We start from the raw sequence: 17013 nt of genomic DNA, 5'->3' as shown, positions 1-17013 counted from the left end.
GCCACCGCGTGCGCGCTCCGCCAATTCCTATTCGCCGAGCCGTTCGTGTACGAGGTCTGTATCCGCCTCGGCGTAGAAGTGCGTCCACAGCGTGCGGTAACCAATCTGGTGGTTGACTTGCGCCATCCACTTGTTGTCCGCAGCCGTCTGAGTCGAGACGTGTTCTACTTCCGGCCGCTCGCGCACCAGCCGCCGCATCATCGCAGCCTTGATCGCTCGGCCGAGTCCGCGGCCGCGATGCGCGGCGAGGACTGCTGTATCGCTCTGATAGCCATGCTTTGGGCGGTTCGCGTACACGAACAGCTGGGTAATGCCGACGACCTCGCCCGTCGCTTCGTGGATCGCCACGACAACGCGCTGCTCCGCACCCATCGCGGCTATCTCGGCCTCATCCTCACGCACCCGCTCCGGGCTCCACTGCGGATCCTGATAAGTCATCTCGCCGGAAGGCGCATCGCTGATCGCCCGTCGAGCCGCCGCGTAGGACTCGATCACATCCTCGGGCGCCGGGCCGATCCAGTCCTGCAGCTGATAGCCGGGTGCGACCGGCACGTCCCACAGCGCGGGGTCGGACTCCGCTATCTGCAAGTCCTGCACGATGTATCCGTGTGCGGGCCTGAAGCCGAATCGCTTGCTCCACGGCAGGCCCGGACCGCCCTCGCGCATCTGTGAACCCATCAAGCGCGTTCTGCCGGCCTCGCGCGCCTGGTCCACGAGCAAACGCAGCGTCTGCTCGCCGAACCCCTGGCGCCGCAGCTGAGGATGCACGCGCACGTCGAGCGGCGCCAGCTCCGTGTTCTCCGCTTGCGGCAGCCGGATGACGCCGATCGCCGCGAGCCGCTCGTCTTCCAGCCGGCCCAGCCAGAACGTGCCCGGTTCGGTACCGATGTGCGCGCTGCGCAGCTGCTCTTCGATCCCCGCGCGCGGCGTCGGGGGCCACTCCGGCCGGTCGACCGCGTTCACGGCCGCGAAGAACTCGGTGGCATCCAGGACGTCTCGCTCGGTGAGGCGTTCCGGATCAAGTCTGGTGAACTGCACGACTCAGGTCCCTTCGGTGCCCTTCGCTGCGGCCGGTCGCTGCCAGCCTCTCTGATCGGTCCGCGGCACGCACCCGCTTTTTCGCCGGGTCCTGATGTGGGCGTTGAGCGAGGTGGTCGGAAAGAGCGGGTCAGCTCTGGGCCATGTCCACGAAGCGGGAGTAGTGGCCCTGGAAGGCGACGGTGATGGTGGCGGTGGGACCGTTACGGTGCTTGGCCACGATCAGGTCGGCCTCGCCGGCGCGCGGGGACTCGCGCTCGTAGGCGTCCTCGCGGTGCAGCAGGATGACCACGTCGGCGTCCTGCTCAAGGGAGCCGGACTCACGCAGGTCAGACATCATCGGGCGCTTGTCGGTGCGCTGCTCCGGGCCTCGGTTGAGCTGGGCGATCGCGATGACCGGCAGCTCCAGCTCCTTGGCCAGCAGCTTGAGCGCCCGGGACATCTCGGAGACCTCCTGCTGGCGGCTCTCCGGGCGGCGCGAGCCCCCGGAGGACATCAGCTGGAGGTAGTCGACGATCACCAGGCGCAGGTCGTGCCGCTGCTTGAGCCTTCGGCACTTGGCCCGGATCTCCATCATCGACATGTTGGGGGAGTCGTCGATGAACAACGGGGCCGCCGAGACCTCGCCCATCCTGCGCGCCAGGCGGGCCCAGTCGTCGTCGGTCATCGTGCCGGAGCGCATGTGGTGCAGGGCGACGCGCGCCTCCGCGGACAGCAGGCGCATGGTGATCTCGTTGCGGCCCATTTCCAGGCTGAAGATCACACTGGTCAGGCCGTTGCGGATCGAGCAGGAGCGGGCCAGGTCGAGGCCCAGGGTGCTCTTACCGATGGCGGGACGGGCCGCGATGATGATCATCTGGCCGGCGTGCAGGCCGTTGGTGAGCTGATCGAGGTCCGTGAAGCCGGTGGGCACGCCGGTCATCTGGCCGGAGCGGTTGGAGATCGACTCGATCTCGTCGAGCGCGCCCTCCATGACGTCGGCGAGCGGGGCGTAGTCCTCGCCCGCGCGCTGCTCGGTGACGCCGTAGATCTCCGCCTGGGCCCGGTTGACGATCTCGTCGAGGTCCGCGCCGTCGGTGGCGTAGCCCATCTGTGTGATGCGGGTGCCCGCCTCGACCAGGCGGCGCAGGATCGCCCGCTCCCGCACGATCACCGCGTAGTAGCCGGCGTTCGCAGCGGTGGGGACCGAGGACATCAGGGTGTGCAGATACGGCGCGCCGCCGACCCTGGCCAGTTCGCCGCGCTTGGTCAGTTCCGCGGAGACGGTGACCGCGTCGGCCGGCTCGCCGCGGCCGTAGAGGTCGAGGATCGAGTCGAAGATCAGCTCGTGGGCCGGCTTGTAGAAGTCCCGGCCCTTGATGACGTCGATGACGTCCGCGATCGCGTCCTTGGACAGCAGCATGCCGCCGAGCACGCCTTGCTCGGCCGCGAGGTCCTGGGGCGGAGTGCGATCGTATGACGAGCGCCCGCCGCCCCCGGCGTAGCCGGACGGGCCGGGGTCGATCGGGCCCTCGTCCGGCGGCTCTGGAACGCCGTCCGGTCCGTTGAAGGCGGACACTGGGTGGCTCGCCTCCTCGGGTCGGTCGGGGCGGGTTGTCTACGGTACGGGCGGGGCCGCTCGACTGGCGAGCGACACGTCCACAGAGGCTGTGGATAACCTGGGGATAACGGCGCCGTTCCTGTTGAAAACCGGGGCTCTTCCTGTGCGTCTACGGTGGACAACCGGCTGTGGACACCGGCCCGCCGTAACCGGCTCACCCCGTGAGGTGCGGTGGTCTGTCAAGCGCTTGTCCACCGTCTGTGGAAGAAAAAATGTCGGGTGCCGCCTCTCCGCGGAGGGGCGGCACCCGACACCGTGTCGGTACGGCGTGACGCGACGCGGCTGAGCCGAGACTCAGGCCGGGACGATCGTCAAGCCGATGGTGGCCGCGACCTCGGGGTGCAGCCGGACGGAGACCTTGTGGCTGCCGACCGTCTTGATCGGCGTGGTGATCTCGATCTTCCGCTTGTCCAGGGCCGGGCCGCCCGCCTTCGACACCGCGGTGGCGATGTCGGCGACGGTGACCGCGCCGAAGAGCCGGCCCGAGTTGCCGGCGCGGCTGGAGAGCCGCACGCTGAGCGCCTCGATCTCGGCCTTCAGCTCCTGGGCGTGGCCCAGGTCGCGCACCTCGCGCGCCTTGCGGGCCTTGCGGATGGTCTCGATCTGCTTCTCCGCGCCCTTGCTCCACGCGATCGCGAAACCGCGCGGCAGCAGGTAGTTGCGGCCGTAGCCGTCCTTGACCTCGACCACGTCGCCGGGGGCGCCGAGGTTGGAGACCTCGTGCGTGAGGATGAGCTTCATCGGTATTCCGCCCTTCCTCAGCGCGCGGTGCTGGTGTAGGGCAGCAGCGCCATCTCGCGGCTGTTCTTCACGGCCGTGGCGACGTCGCGCTGGTGCTGGGTGCAGTTGCCGGTCACCCGACGGGCACGGATCTTGCCGCGGTCGGAGATGTACTTGCGCAGCAGGTTCGTGTCCTTGTAGTCGACGGACGTGACCTTGTCCTTGCAAAAAGCGCAAACCTTCTTCTTGGGCTTGCGCACGGGGGGCTTAGCCATGATCGCTCTCTTAATTCCCTGCGTTACGAAGATTTAGAAGGGGGGCTCGTCCGAGTAGCCGCCGCCCCAGCCGCCGCCGGAACCTCCACCGGAGGCCCAGGGGTCGTCCTGGGGAGCGGAACCACCGGACGGAGCACCGCCACCGCTGCCGCCACCGGGACCGCCGCCCCAGCCGCCGCCGCGCGAGTCCCCACCGCCGCCGAACCCGCCGCCGCCACCGCGGGACGCCTTGGTGACCTTCGCCGTCGCGTACTTCAGCGACGGGCCGACCTCCTCGACGTCCAGCTCGACCACGGTGCGCTTCTCGCCCTCACGGGTCTCATAGGAGCGCTGCCGCAGCCTGCCCTGCACGACCACGCGCATGCCCTTCGTCAGGCTCTCGGCCACGTTCTCCGCGGCCTGGCGCCAGATCGAGCAGCGCAGGAACAGCGCGTCGCCGTCCTTCCACTCGTTGGTGGCCCGGTCGAAGGTGCGCGGGGTCGAGGCGACGGTGAAACTGGCCACCGCCGCACCGCTCGGGGTGAAGCGCAGCTCGGGGTCGTCGGTCAGGTTCCCGACGACGGTGATGACGGTCTCGCCTGCCATGGGGTTCTACTCGCCTTTCGGGCTAGCTGTCTGCGGGGCTCGCCGCCCCGACGGTGACAAGCCCGGCGCAGCTCGGTGTCGGAGCAACACTTACCGCTGGTCGGGTCGGATGACCTTGGTCCGCAGCACACCCTCGTTGAGGTTGAGCTGGCGGTCGAACTCCTTCACCACCGAGGGCTCGGCGTTCAGGTTGATGACGGCGTAGATGCCCTCGGACACCTTCTTGCCGCCCTTCTTGATCTCGTAGGCGAGCCGGCGACGGCCCCAGATGTCGGTCTTCTCGACCGTGCCGCCATTGGTGCGGATCACGTTCAGGAAGTTCTCCACCGACGGAGCGATCTGACGCTCTTCGAGGTCCGGGTCGAGGATGACCATGACTTCGTAATGACGCATGCGGAAACCCACCTCCTATGGACTCAAGACGGCCGCGGACTTTCCGCGACAGGAGGGTGATGCGTCGGGCTGTGCTCAGGTGCGTGCACAGACCGGGTTCGGGCAAGTCTACCCGGATGCCGTTGGACCCTTGAAATCGACGGGTATCGCACCGATGGTGACAGTGGAAGGGGTGCCATCTCACCGAGCGTGCGGTGGCGCGCCCACCCCGCTCGCCCACCGGAAACGGCAGGTCCGCACCAGGCAGGAAGGAGTCACCGATGGCCCGTACGATCTCCCCGGAGCAAGCCCACCGGCACCACCTGGCGTTCACGCTCAACACCGACGGGGTACGGCACCCGCTGGAGAACACCGGCAGTCTGCTGACCGCCGTCCTCGGCGTCGTCGCCCTGGTCTGCGCCTTCTTCCCCTCCATGCACCTGGTCGCCTCGTGGGCCGGCCTGGCCGGCATGGGCACCGGCCTGTGGGCCCAGATGATCTCGGCGACGACGGCCGAGCGCTTCGTGAACATCACCGGTGTCGTCCTCTCCGGGATCGGGCTTCTCTTCGGTCTCGCTCACGGTGGACTCTACTGACGACCACTGACAGCGACGGCTGTCCGCGGCCGGCAGTACGGTTGCCCTCATGGTGAACATGAGCCCGCGGCCGCGCGTCGGCTGCACCGTCGACCCCGCCGACCCGCTCGGCGCCGCGGCCGCGCGCGGCGCCGAGGCGATCCAGATCCTGCTGGGTGACCCGCAGAGCTGGACCAAGCCGGCCACGCTGTACCCGGATGGCGCCGCGGCGCTCAAGCAGGCGGTGAAGGACGCCGGGCTGGCGCTGTACGTACACGCCCCCTACGTGATCAACGTGGCCTCGGCGAACAACCGGATCAGGATTCCCAGCCGCAAGCTGCTCCAGCAGACCGTGGACGCCGCGGCCGAGGTCGGCGCGCTCGGTGTCGTGGTGCACGGCGGGCACATCACCAAGAACGACGACCCGGCGGTCGGCTTCGACAACTGGCGCAAGGCGGTCGAGGGGCTGGATCTCTCCTGCCGGCTGTTCATCGAGAACACCGCGGGCGGGGACCACGCGGTGGCCCGGCGGCTCGAGTCGATCGCCAAGCTCTGGGACGCGATCGAGGGGCACGACGTCGGCTTCTGCCTGGACACCTGCCACGCCTTCGCCGGCGGCGAGCCGCTGGAGACCGTGGTGGACAAGGTCGTCGGCATCACCGGGCGGATCGACCTGGTGCACGCCAACGACTCGCAGGGCGGCCTGGACTCCGGCCGCGACCGGCACGCCAACTTCGGCGACGGCGCTATCCACCTGGACGACCTGGCCGTGGCGGTGCGCGCGGCGGCCGCGGTCGGCGCCGATTTCGTGTGCGAAACGCCCGGTGACGCCGCCGCGCAAGCCGCCGATATCGCCTGGATCCGGGAAAGGCTCGCGTAGGGCGCGTTTACGAAGTAGCGCCGGGGTCGCGGCGTCTGCCACGCACGCTCGCTGCGTTGTCGGAATGCCCACAGACAAACCCGGTCTGAGGGCATCCCTCCGCCTTGCGATCGCACGCGCCAGACGCCGCGACCTGATCCGGCGCTTCTTCGTAAACGCGCCCTTGCCGGAGTAACCTGCTTCGGCGTGGCACTACTCTACGCGAGCAGATCATCACGTAAAGCGACCGGCGGTCTGGTCATTCGACCTCTCGGGCGCGACGAGCACCTGGAGTTTGTGCACAGCCGAAGCGATGGCGGCACGGGGCTGTCGTTCTTGCAGTGCCCTTCGTGGGGCGCGGTGAAGAGCGGCTGGCGCTGCGAGTCGCTGGGCTGGTTTCGAGGCGGCGAGCTGGTCGGCGCCGGTCTGGTGCTGTACCGCTCGCTGCCGCGCATCGGGCGCTCTCTGGCCTACCTGCCCGAGGGGCCGATGATCGACTGGTTCGGCGAACGAACCGGTACCGCGCTTGAGGACTGGCTGAAGCCACTCGTTGGTGCGTTGCGCCAGCGCGGTGCGTTCAGCGTCAAGCTCGGTCCCAAGGTCGTCGCGCGCACCTGGTCGGCGGCGACGGTCAAGCAGGCGATGGCGGATGGGGCGTACAGGCGTCTGGGTGACGTCCCGGCTGATCGCATCGACGAGCGCGCTGACGAGCTGTCACATCGGCTGCGCTCGCTCGGATGGCGGCGCACCGAGCAGGGTGGCGACGGCTTCTCCGACTTCCAGCCGCGCTACCTGTTCCGGCTGCCGCTCACCGGACGCGACCAGCAGCAGGTCAGCGCCGGGTTCAGCCAGCAGTGGCGGCGCAACATCCGGCTTGCCGAGCGGGCCGGCGTGCACGTGGACCGCGTCGATGAGGCCGGGCTGCCGGAGTTTCACCGTCTCTATGCGGAGACTGCGGTGCGGGATCAGTTCACGCCCAGGCCGCTGGAGTACTTCCAGCACATGTTCGATGCCATAAACGCAGAGGATCCGGAACGCGTCCGGCTGTACATCGCACGACGCGGTAACGAACCGCTGGCTGCGGCGACGATGGTGCGTGTGGGGTCGTACGCCTGGTACAGCTACGGCGCGTCTGCCAATGAAGGCCGCGAACACCGGCCCTCTAACGCACTGCAGTGGCGGATGATCGAGGACTGCCTTGCCGACGGCATGAACGTCTACGACCTGCGCGGTATCAGCGACACCCTGGACCCGGCGCATCACCTGCACGGTCTGCTGCGCTTCAAGGTGGGGCTCGGCGGCGAGGCGGTCGAATACCTCGGCGAGTGGGATTACCCGATCAACCCGCTGCTGCATCGCGCGTTCCAGCTTTACCTGGCTCGGCGTTGACATGCCTCTCACGCTGTATGTCGATCGCGGAGCCTGGCGCCACCACCAGATGTGCGTGACCGAGGCGGAGCCCGACCTGGTCCCGGTGGCCAAGGGCAACGGCTACGGCTTCACCGTCCCGGTGCTCGCCCGCGCGGCCGCCGGCCTCGGAGTGGACCAGCTGGCGGTCGGCACCGCGGACGAGGCGGCTTCCGTGCTCGGCTGCTTCTCCGGCGACGTGATCATCCTCGACCCTTACTTGGACAGGGCCGAGCCGTCGCTGTCTGACGGTCGGATCGTCCGCACGGCCGCCTCGCTAGACGCGGTACGCAAACTCGCCGGACACCGGATGATTATCGACTGCCGCAGCTCGCTGCGCCGACAGGGCCTGTCCGCCACCGACCTGCCGCTGGCCGCGCAGGCGCTCGGCGGCCAGCAGGTCGACGGGTTCTCGCTGCACCTGCCGCTCGACCGGCCCGCCTCCGCCGATCCGGCCGCCGAGACCGTCTCGTGGGTCAAGGCCCTGACCGAGGCCGGATTCAGCGTGCGGACGATATACGTCAGCCATCTGAGCCGCGCGGAGATCGCCGGATTGGAGCGGGCCTGCCCCGGCACCCGGTTCCGGCCGCGGATCGGGACCCAGCTCTGGCTCGGCGAGCCGAACGCGGTCGAGGCCCGCGCGACCGTGCTCGACACGTTCCCGGTACAGCGCGGCGACCGGATCGGCTACCGGCAGACGCGGTCCCGGCAGGACGGCTGGGTCGTCGTGGTCAGCGGCGGAACGGTACAGGGCGTCGGGCTCGAGGCACCGCGCACACTGCGCGGCCTGGCGCCGCGGGCGAAGGAGTTGCTGCGCTCCGGGCTAGCGGCGGTGAACCGGACCCGCTCGCCGTTCAGCTGGCAGGGCCGGAAGCAGTGGTTCGCCGAGCCTCCGCACATGCTGGTCTCGATGCTCTATCTGCCCCGGCAGGTGGAGCCGCCGGAACCGGGCACCGAGCTGCCTGCCGAGCTGCGGCACACCTCCACGCACTTCGACCAGGTCATCATGCGCTGAGGTGGCCGCAGGCATCGGCCGTGGATCAGGTCAGGCAGGGTTCTGCGGCGGCGTGCTCCGGGCGCTCTCGTCGCCGACTTCCTCGCCGAGGTCGACCACCTGGATGGCACCCGCCTGCTCGGCCCCGGACTCGGCCGCCGCTTCCTCGCTGCTCGCGGCCGCACCCCTGTCGTCGCGCTCGCCGTCGCCGCGACCGTCGCCGTCCTTGGCCGTGGACCCGTCAACCCGCGCCTGAGCGGGGACGGTGGCAGGCGCGAACGGATCGCTGAACCCGTACACGTCCGGCGCCTGGTCGAGCACGCCGCCGCCGGGATCGTCGTAGCCGCCGGCCCGGACCGGGTCGCGCCGGTTGTCGAAGATGTCCCGGATCACCTGCACCACGAAGAAGAGCGTGCCGCCGATGTGGATCGCGATGGCGAAGTCGTAGCCGCCCTCAGGCAGTCCGCGGTTCGCGTCGTTGCTGACAGTGATCAGGTACAGCCAGATCGCGCCGTAGTAGATCACCTCGCAGGCCTGCCAGATCAGGAAGTCGCGCCACCGCGGCCGGGCCAGCACCGCGAGCGGGATGAGCCAGAGCACGTACTGCGGCGAGTACACCTTGTTGAACAGGATGAACGCCGCCGCCGCGAGGAAGGCGATCTGGGCGACCCGCGGCCGGTTCCTGGCCAGCCAGGCGATCAGGCCGATCCCGACGCAGGAGACCGCGAGCAGCACCGCGAACAGCGTGTTGATCTGGTTCGCGTTGAAGGTCATGTGCAGCGGGCTGTACTCAAGGAACAGCCAGAGCGACCCCCAGTCGGCGCCGCGGTTCTCGTTGAACGTGTAGAAGTAGACCCAGGAGTGCCAGTTCTCGATCATGAACGGCAGATTCACCGCGAGCCAGGATCCGAGCGCGCCGGCCAGGCACAGCGCCCAGGCCTTCATCTTCCCGGCCCGCCAGCACAGCAGCACCAGCGCGACCAGCAGCAGCGCCGGATAGAGCTTCGCCGCGGTGCCGAGGCCGATGAAGATCCCGGCCACCACCGGCTTGCTGCGCGCCCAGGCCAGCAGCGCGACGGCGGCCAGGCCCACCGCGATCAGGTCCCAGTTGATGGTGCCGTTGAGCATCAGCCCCGGCGCGATCGCGAACATCGCGGCGTCCCAAGGGCGTGGACCGGCCACCCCGATCAGCGCCACCACCGTGATCGCGGCGAAGGCCAGCAGGAACCAGGTGGTGAACACGTAGAACCAGCGGCCCTGGTTGTTCGAGTCGCCCGGAACGTGCCTGGCCAGCAGCGCCGCGGTCTCCATCGCGGCGCCGGTGATCACCGGGTACTCGAGGTAGTCGTTCGAGTTGGTCGAGTAGTAGGCCACCTGGTTCTGCGAGAAGCCGCGACCCTGGTACATGAACGGGATGTCCGTGTAGCACATGTGCGTGTACTGCTGGTTCCCGCCGCCGGTCCACGCCGCGTTGAAGCAGGGCTCGCGCATGCCGATGCCGACCGCGGTGGACAGCAGGGTCAGCACGAGCAGCAGGAAGGCCATGGTGGCCCGGCTGCGCGGCAGACGTGCTCGCCGGCCGATCACGCCGCCGAAGCCGTCCGTGGCCAGGTTCGCCACGGGGTCGTCCAGACTCGGCGCGGTGACCACGAACGTCTTCGGGCGCGCCGCGCGCTCCGGCGCGCGCGGTGGCTCGGGAGCTTCGTCGACTTCGGCAGGGCTGACGGTCATGCGCGTAACCATAGCGAGCGACGCAAGGGCTGGTGCGGTGGCATGGCGGGTCTGTGGCCGGATGGTTGCGGTACGTGGCTCTGACGCGCGGTTATCGGCGCGATTACCACCTTAGGGTGTCGCTCCGTCGTGAAAGCGCCAGCACGATAGACGGCGCAAAAAGCCGGGTGGCCCCGCGATCCGAAGACCGCGGGGCCACCCGAGTGCTCTCGGTGCCGGGATCAACCCGGCTAACCGTGTTTACCGGATCTCGACGGCGACGGTGTCGCGCTGGGGCTCGGTGTCGGGCCGCCGCCGCCACCGTTTCCGCCACAGCCACCGGTGAGCCCGCCGAGGAAGCCGGCCTGGCAGGTCGAGCTGCTGCTCGGGCTCGGGGTCGCCGACGCGGAGGTCGACGGCTGCCCGTTGCCCCCGTTGCCCGGGGTGCTGGCCGAGGTCGACGGCGAGGCGCTGGCGGCCGGGCTGTTCGAGATCGTCATGTTCGCGGTGTTCGGCGTCGGGAACGTCGGATCGCCGACGAACTTCGAATGCGTGCCCTGCATCAGCTTCATGAACTCGGCCCAGATCGGCATCGAGACCGAGGCGCCGAAGGAGAACCCGTTGCCGTTGATGTTGTCCACCGGCGCCTGCACCTGGACGCTCTTGCCGGTCTTCGGGTCCTTCTCGGTGACCCATCGGGACACCGCGACCGCCGTCTCCAGCTTCGAGGTGTACCCGTTGAACCACACCGCGGCCGTGCTGTAGTGGCCGTTCTGGGTCTTGCTGTAGATGTCCGGGTAGTTCTTCTGGAGCGTGTCCATGTCCATCGTCGAAGTACCGGTCTTGCCGGCGATGTTCTGCATGCCGCTGTAGGTCTCCGCGCCGTACGCGGTGCCGTCCGAGTCGTTCGTCACATGGGTCAGGGTCTGCGTGACCGTCTCGGCGATGTTCGGGTCGAGCACCTGCTTCGGCTTGTTCTCCGGCTTCCAGTCGAAGCCGGTGCTGGCGTTCTTGATCTCCTTGACCTCGGTCAACGGGTACTGCGCGCCGTTGTTGGCGAACGCGCTGTACGCGGATGCCATGCGCGCGGGACTGACCGCGGAGATGCCCAGGGTGAGTCGGGCGTCAGCGCGCAGCCCCTGCGCGTTCGCGTTCGTGATACCGAGGTTGTTGACCGTCTGCAGCACGTCCTTGTACGTCACCTGGTTGGCCAGACGGACGAACGCGGTGTTCACCGACTCGGCGGTGGCCGTGTTGATGGTGATCATGCCGTGCGAGCCGTCGTCGTTCGACACCGTCGGGTCGTACTTGTTGGCGTTGTACTCGGTCGGGTTGTTCTTGTCCGGCCACGGCGAATCGCCGTTGATATAGCTGTCCGGCGAGATGTTCTGCTGGAACGCGGTCGCCAAGGTGAACGCCTTGAACGTGGAGCCCGGCTGCACCTGACCCTGCGTCGCCCAGTTGAACTGGCTGGTCCCGCCGTAGAAGGCGACCAGCTCGCCGGTCGACGGATCCACCGCGGCCAGCGCCGGATACAGGTTCTGGTCGTACCAGTTCTTGCTGTTCAGCTTCGAGAGCAGCTGGTCCTGCACCGCCTGCTTCGCCAGGTCCATGTAGTGCTGGTTGAAGGTGGTGACGATGGTGTAGCCGCCGTTGCCGGACTCTATCTGGTTCATGTCCGGCAGCCCGCTGTTCGGGTTGGCCGCCGCGTAGGCGTCGATCCAGTTCGAGACCGCCTGCTTCATCTGCTGCTGCTCGACGGTCTCCGAGGTGTCGCTCTGCGCCACCACGGCCGGGAACTTCGCGACCGCGGCGTCGTAGTCCGACTGCTTGATCAGGCCGTAGTCCAGCATGTTCTTGAGCACCGCGGACCAGCGCGCCTTGAGCTGGCCCTGCCAGTAGGCCTGGGTCGCCTGGTCCACCGAGGAGTCGTAGCCCTTGCTGAAGTTGGTGGGCTGGTTCACCAGGGCGGCGAGGAACGCGGCGTCAGACGGGTCGGTGACCTGCGTCACGTCCTTGCCCAGCCAGGCCTTGGCCGCCGCCTCGATGCCGTAGGAGTTGCGGCCGAAGAAGACGGTGTTGAGGTACTCCTGCATCACCCGGTCCTTGGACCAGGTGTGCCCGATCTTCAGCGCTATGAAGATCTCGTCGATCTTCCGGCTGAAGGTCTGGTTCTGGGTCAGATAGGCGTTCTTCGCGAACTGCTGGGTCAGCGTCGAACCACCCTGCAGCGGCTTGCCCTCCACGTCGTTGATGAACGAGCGGATCATGCCGGTGTACGAGATGCCGGGGTTGGTGCGGAAGGTCTTGTCCTCGGCGGCGATGATCGCGTTCTGCATCGTCATCGGGATGTCGCTTATGTTGACGTCTTTGCGGTTCGTGGCGCCGAGCTTCGCGAAGGTGGTGCTCGCGTCGTCGTAGGTGAAGTTCGTGATCTGCGCCTGGGACGCCAGCGACTCGGCCGTCGGGATCTGCACGGTCGCGTACTCGAACGCGATAAGGCCGATGATCATGAAGAACCCGGCGAGCACGAACGAGCACACCTGCTTGATCGACGGCACCCAGTGCCGCCAGCCGTCCTTGCCGGTGCGCGGATAGTCGAAGTAACGGTGATAACCGGTCTTCTTCGCCGGACGGGTGCTCGCGCGCCCACCGTTGCGGCCGGCTCCGTTGCGGGTCGGCCGGCCGTCGATGGGGCTCGGCCCGTAGCGGGTCGAGCGCTCCTGGCCCGGAGCGTATTCAGTGGGCGCGTCGGTGCCGTTGCGTGCGGCGCGGCGCTCTTCCAGCCGACTGCGGCGCGGGGGCGTGGCTACGACTTCGTCGCTGACGCTCGTCGGTTGATCTGAGAAACCGGGCATCTGCCGGGTACCGCCCGAGGCGCTGTCCCCGTACACGACCTCGCCCTGGATCGCGCCCTGCCTACCGCGCCGTGCGCCGGTGTAGGAATCGGGGGAGGACTGCCCGTAGCCGCGCGAGCCGCCGCCTCCGGCGCCCGCCGAGCCGCCGCCCGCACCGCCTGACGCTCCGTATCCCCGGTCGCCATAGCCGCGCGGCTCCGAACCGGACGACTGCCCGTATCCGGCGCCGGTGCCGTAACCAGACTGTGCATCTTGGCTGGAGTGGGCACCGCCGCCCGAGCCGTTGGCCTCGCCGGCGTCCGCCCCATAGCCGCGTCTGCCGCCCCCGTAGGACCGCGAACCGCCTCGGGGTGCGTCACCGCGCCCGTACTCGTGATCTCCGCCCATAGCCGCGTCTGCTCCCTGTGCCTGTTGCCTGGCCTTCCCCAGAAGGACGAAAGCCTTTCCGGGGGCGGTTCCCCGCGCCCAAACGACACGATTGGCAAGCAGAGTACGCCGACTCCCCGAGCCGCCTGAAGCCAGGTGATCACTTTCCGGGTGTTCGCGGCTAATGTCCGTAAGCCGGATGAAACGACGGTATTCGCACACCCGTCGCACGGCAGACTTGTCAGCCGCACCGTCGCGGATCTATCGTGTCGATGTATCGAACCGATACATCGGTAAGAGTGGTCTTCACCGTATGGACACGCAAGGTACCGCCTGCGTCCAACGGGTGGAAGGCCCGCGGACGCCCGATCCAACGCCGGATCGGCCCGCTTACGACCAGGAGGCCTGATGGCGAAGCGCTCCGGAGTGCTGGAGTTCGCCGTCCTCGGCCTGCTGCACGAGTCGCCGATGCACGGATACGAGCTGCGCAAGCGGCTCAACGTCCTGCTCGGCTCGCTACGTGTGTTCTCCTACGGCTCGCTCTATCCGTGCCTCAAGGAGCTGGTCGCGCGCGGCTGGCTCGTCGAGGACGCGGACGCCGAGCCGGCTCCGCGCCGTACCGCTGCCAAGAGCACCGCCGCCAAGGCCGCCGCGCGGAGCGACATCGGGCAGGGCGCCGCGCCGCGCCGTTCGAAGATCGTCTACCGGCTGACCCCGGACGGCGAGGAGCGGTTCAAGCAGCTGCTCTCCGACGCGGGCCCTTCAGCCTGGGAAGACGAGAACTTCGGCGTGCACTTCGCGTTCTTCGGCCGTACCGACGCCGCCGTCCGGCTGCGCATCCTGGAAGGGCGCCGCTCCCGTCTCGAGGAGCGCCTCGACCTGTTCCGCCAGTCGGTGATCCGCACCAGGGAGCGGCTCGACCGCTACACCCTCGAGGCGCAGCGGCACGGCCTCGAATCGGTGGAGCGCGAGGTGCGGTGGCTCAACGAGCTGATCAAGACAGAGCACGACCAGCAGGTGGGCCCGCAGCTGGGCCCGCCGGCCGGCTGAACCGCCCGCGCGCGGTCCGCCGGAAGTCCCCCGATCGAGGGCGCGAACAACCCCCGCCCACCGAGAGATCGACTATCAAGAAGGAGCAACACCGCATGGGTTCCGTTCGCGTAGCCATCGTGGGCGTGGGCAACTGCGCCTCTTCCCTCGTGCAGGGCGTCGAGTACTACAAGGACGCCGACCCCGGCACCAGGGTCCCCGGCCTGATGCACGTTCAGTTCGGCGACTACCACGTGCGCGACGTCGAGTTCGTGGCTGCGTTCGACGTCGACGCCAAGAAGGTCGGCCAGGACCTCGCGCACGCCATCAACGCCTCAGAGAACAACACGATCAAGATCGCCGACGTGGCGCCCACCGGCGTGATCGTGCAGCGCGGCCACACCCTGGACGGCCTGGGCAAGTACTACCAGCAGACCATCGACGAGTCGCCGGAGGAGCCGGTCGACGTCGTCCAGGCGCTCAAGGACTCCCGCGCCGACGTGCTGGTCTGCTACCTGCCGGTCGGTTCCGAGCAGGCCGCCAAGTTCTACGCCCAGTGCGCGATCGACGCGAAGGTCGCCTTCGTCAACGCGCTGCCGGTGTTCATCGCGGGCACCAAGGAGTGGGCCGACAAGTTCACCGCGGCGGGCGTCCCGATCGTCGGCGACGACATCAAGTCCCAGGTCGGCGCGACCATCACGCACCGGGTGCTGGCGAAGCTGTTCGAGGACCGCGGCGTGGTGCTCGACCGCACCATGCAGCTGAACGTCGGCGGCAACATGGACTTCATGAACATGCTCGAGCGCGAGCGGCTCGAGTCCAAGAAGATCTCCAAGACCCAGGCGGTCACCTCGCAGCTCTCGCACGACATCGGCAAGGGCAACGTGCACATCGGCCCGTCCGACTACGTCTCCTGGCTCGACGACCGCAAGTGGGCGTACGTGCGCCTCGAGGGCCGCGCGTTCGGCGACGTGCCGCTGAACCTGGAGTACAAGCTGGAGGTCTGGGACTCGCCGAACTCGGCGGGCGTCATCATCGACGCGCTGCGCTGCGCGAAGATCGCCCAGGACCGCGGCATCGGCGGCCCGATCCTGTCGGCCTCCTCGTACTTCATGAAGTCCCCGCCGGTGCAGTACTTCGACGACGAGGCCCGCGACGCGGTGGAGAAGTTCATCCGCGGCGAGGTCGAGCGCTGAGGCAGGAGTAGGCACACAGCTGGGCAGTTGCGTGACGACGAGCCGCCGACGTGCGACGTCGCCGACGCGTCAGCGCTCTGTGAGATGAGTGTCCTCAAGGGCGCGACATGCGACCGGGCCGGTAGGCTCGATCGCATGTCGCGCAAGCTGTTGTGGGGGATCGTCGCCGGGGTGCTCCTGGTGGCCGGCTACCTCTACTGGGTGGACCAGGGCCGGGGCCACTTCGCGGCGGTCGGCGACTGCGTGGCCAACCCGAAGTCCGGCCAGCTGGTCCACGTCTCCTGCGGCAGCGCAGGCGCGCTCCAGGTGCTGGCGAAGTTCTCCGGCGACGACTCGAACCAGTGCGACGCGGTCGACGGCACCACGCAGGCGTTCGTGGAGTACCCGAAGGGCGCCGCGGCTTTCGTGCTGTGCACCGGCACGGCGAATGGCGCGGCGAAGAAGTAATCGCTCATGAGACACTGAGCGCCACGGCGGCCCGCCTCGACGAAGGCCGTCGTGAGGAGGGCTTGCATAGCGGCCTAATGCACCGGTCTTGAAAACCACGGTTTGCCAAATTCGGGCATGACCGATCCTGCGACCAGGGTGTCTGGCGACCTGCCGGTTTCCCACAAGAGCGCTGATGACAGCCGTGCGCGAGAGCTTCCGCGCACGGCTGTCGTGTCTCACGTCGTATCGGCCCGATTCATGATCGGTCACTCATCGTGGGCCGACTGTGGGCCAGCGTCCGGGTCGTCTCCGTAGGCTGACAGACCCTCGTCGATGCGGCCATTCGCTACCTCGTCTTCGCCATCGAGGCATCCGGCGTAGACCTTGAGCAGGACGGCCACGCCGTGCCCGGCGCGGCGGGCAACGACGGTCGGCGAGACGCCGGAGTTGAGCCACAGGGACACGCCGCCGTGGCGAAGGTCGTACGGCCTAGCCGCGAGCGGGGAGGCGGCCTGCGCGGCTGTGAGAGCTTCCTGGCGAACCTGGCGCCAGATGCTCGGATACTCCCCGCTGGATAGGTCGCCGCCGCGCGCGCCACGGAACAACCGGCCGTCCGCTGCGATGCCGTGGGCGTCGATGTGCGCGCGCAGAATGCCAACCAGTTCGGGAGGGATCGGAACAGCTCGCACGGCGTTGCGTGAACGCTTCTTCAGCTCGCGGTGGTCGTGCGTGCCGCCGTCGTCGGTCCACGCGGTTCCCGCGTACGGCGACGACCCCTGAAGGTCCAGACGACCCCATCCGTTGTCCGGCAAGTAGCAGTCGACCAGCCGGAGCCGGGCGGCTTCTGAGGGGCGCATCGCGGCGAAGTAGAGGCAGGCGAAGAACGCCGACAGGTGGCGTCCGCGTTCGCTGTGCTTTGAGACTGCTTTGAGCAGTGCTCGGACCTGGGTCGGGTTGGCGACCACGCGCCGGTCAACTTCCTCGGCAGTTTCGGGCGGTG

16 protein-coding genes are annotated in these 17013 nt (G+C 68.3%); 7 read left to right on the top strand and 9 right to left on the bottom strand.

Features of this window, described 5'->3' with window-relative positions; genetic code table 11:
* Positions 1-27: 27 nt before the first annotated feature.
* The 6 genes from VFB40_RS23125 to rpsF all read right to left on the bottom strand — a co-directional run bounded on the left by VFB40_RS23125 (position 28) and on the right by rpsF (position 4611).
* Complete coding sequence (locus tag VFB40_RS23125) at positions 28-1038, bottom strand: GNAT family N-acetyltransferase (protein ID WP_324854071.1); 1011 nt, start codon at positions 1036-1038, stop codon at positions 28-30.
* Positions 1039-1168: 130 nt separating this feature from the next.
* Positions 1169-2542 (bottom strand): replicative DNA helicase, encoded by a 1374-nt coding sequence (gene dnaB / locus VFB40_RS23120; protein ID WP_349261603.1) that lies wholly within the window; start codon positions 2540-2542, stop codon positions 1169-1171.
* Positions 2543-2932: 390 nt separating this feature from the next.
* Positions 2933-3379 carry a 50S ribosomal protein L9 gene (gene rplI, locus VFB40_RS23115; RefSeq protein ID WP_324854067.1) on the bottom strand — a complete coding sequence of 149 codons (447 nt, stop codon included), beginning with the start codon at positions 3377-3379 and terminating at the stop codon, positions 2933-2935.
* 17 nt (positions 3380-3396) lie between these two features.
* Positions 3397-3633 (bottom strand): 30S ribosomal protein S18, encoded by a 237-nt coding sequence (rpsR, locus tag VFB40_RS23110; RefSeq protein ID WP_211469144.1) that lies wholly within the window; start codon positions 3631-3633, stop codon positions 3397-3399.
* 33 nt (positions 3634-3666) lie between these two features.
* Positions 3667-4218, bottom strand: coding sequence for a single-stranded DNA-binding protein (locus VFB40_RS23105; RefSeq protein ID WP_324854065.1), 552 nt, complete (start codon positions 4216-4218; stop codon positions 3667-3669).
* Positions 4219-4308: 90 nt separating this feature from the next.
* Positions 4309-4611, bottom strand: a complete 303-nt coding sequence (rpsF, locus tag VFB40_RS23100) for a 30S ribosomal protein S6 (RefSeq protein WP_324840073.1) — start codon at positions 4609-4611, stop codon at positions 4309-4311.
* Between the two features lie 260 nt (positions 4612-4871).
* Here rpsF and VFB40_RS23095 point away from each other — a divergent pair, with 260 nt between their 5' ends.
* From VFB40_RS23095 to VFB40_RS23080, 4 genes are all read left to right on the top strand, one after another.
* Positions 4872-5186: a hypothetical protein gene (locus VFB40_RS23095; protein ID WP_324854063.1), complete on the top strand. Its 315-nt coding sequence runs from the start codon at positions 4872-4874 to the stop codon at positions 5184-5186.
* Positions 5187-5235: 49 nt separating this feature from the next.
* A complete protein-coding gene (locus tag VFB40_RS23090; protein ID WP_324854062.1) occupies positions 5236-6045 on the top strand; it encodes a deoxyribonuclease IV in 810 nt (269 codons plus the stop codon).
* 234 nt (positions 6046-6279) lie between these two features.
* Positions 6280-7413: a lipid II:glycine glycyltransferase FemX gene (locus VFB40_RS23085; RefSeq protein ID WP_349261601.1), complete on the top strand. Its 1134-nt coding sequence runs from the start codon at positions 6280-6282 to the stop codon at positions 7411-7413.
* 1 nt (position 7414) lies between these two features.
* Positions 7415-8446, top strand: a complete 1032-nt coding sequence (locus VFB40_RS23080; RefSeq protein ID WP_324854058.1) for an alanine racemase — start codon at positions 7415-7417, stop codon at positions 8444-8446.
* A gap of 30 nt (positions 8447-8476) precedes the next feature.
* On the opposite strand, the gene VFB40_RS23075 is transcribed toward VFB40_RS23080, so the two are convergent.
* The gene (locus VFB40_RS23075; protein ID WP_324854056.1) at positions 8477-10156 is read right to left on the bottom strand and encodes a glycosyltransferase family 87 protein; all 1680 of its coding nucleotides are present in this window, start codon (positions 10154-10156) and stop codon (positions 8477-8479) included.
* A 230-nt stretch (positions 10157-10386) separates the two neighbouring features.
* Positions 10387-13380: a transglycosylase domain-containing protein gene (locus VFB40_RS23070; protein WP_324854054.1), complete on the bottom strand. Its 2994-nt coding sequence runs from the start codon at positions 13378-13380 to the stop codon at positions 10387-10389.
* 387 nt (positions 13381-13767) lie between these two features.
* On the opposite strand from VFB40_RS23070, the gene VFB40_RS23065 reads away from it, so the two are divergent.
* From VFB40_RS23065 to VFB40_RS23055, 3 genes are all read left to right on the top strand, one after another.
* Positions 13768-14409, top strand: coding sequence for a PadR family transcriptional regulator (locus VFB40_RS23065; protein ID WP_324854052.1), 642 nt, complete (start codon positions 13768-13770; stop codon positions 14407-14409).
* A gap of 95 nt (positions 14410-14504) precedes the next feature.
* Entirely contained in the window at positions 14505-15584 is a 1080-nt protein-coding gene (locus VFB40_RS23060; RefSeq protein ID WP_324854050.1) for an inositol-3-phosphate synthase, read from the top strand.
* Between the two features lie 135 nt (positions 15585-15719).
* Positions 15720-16031: a hypothetical protein gene (locus tag VFB40_RS23055; protein ID WP_324854048.1), complete on the top strand. Its 312-nt coding sequence runs from the start codon at positions 15720-15722 to the stop codon at positions 16029-16031.
* A 248-nt stretch (positions 16032-16279) separates the two neighbouring features.
* Here the strand turns inward: VFB40_RS23055 and VFB40_RS23050 are convergent, their stop codons facing one another.
* Complete coding sequence (locus VFB40_RS23050; protein ID WP_324854047.1) at positions 16280-16978, bottom strand: tyrosine-type recombinase/integrase; 699 nt, start codon at positions 16976-16978, stop codon at positions 16280-16282.
* Between the last annotated feature and the right edge of the window lie 35 nt (positions 16979-17013).

This window comes from Actinocrinis sp. (genome assembly GCF_035650855.1).
Classification (GTDB): domain Bacteria; phylum Actinomycetota; class Actinomycetes; order Streptomycetales; family Catenulisporaceae; genus Actinocrinis.
This window is presented reverse-complemented; position numbering and strand designations above follow the sequence as displayed.